Source organism: Tritonibacter sp. SIMBA_163, assembly GCF_046535935.1.
GTDB lineage: Bacteria > Pseudomonadota > Alphaproteobacteria > Rhodobacterales > Rhodobacteraceae > Epibacterium > Epibacterium scottomollicae.
The window spans coordinates 1-258 of sequence record NZ_JAWJBP010000748.1 but is presented as its reverse complement, the minus strand read 5'-3'; the positions used below and the strand labels follow the sequence as shown (position 1 = coordinate 258).

General features: G+C 42.2%; 1 protein-coding gene. It reads left to right on the top strand.

The window, feature by feature from the left end; genetic code table 11:
- Positions 1 to 258 (top strand): glycogen debranching N-terminal domain-containing protein (locus R0J92_RS24310; RefSeq protein ID WP_411053568.1); only part of this gene is annotated, 258 nt, incomplete at both ends.

The window sequence follows — 258 nt, the reverse complement described above, 5'->3', positions numbered from 1 at the left end:
CATTGAATTTGATGGCAGAAGTTTTGCCGAAGCAGAACAAATTCCGATTCCGGAGTGGCATTGTAGTCACACTGAACGCCTGCAGCCAACACTGACATTAAAAGAAGACGACATATTTCTTATTACCGATACCATTGGCAATATCACCTGTCACAATGAGCAAGTTGATTCTAGTTTAGGGTTCTTCTGTCAAGATACCCGCTTCCTTAATCGCCTCGAATTACAAATTGAAGGACATGCACCCATTTTGCTGAGTAG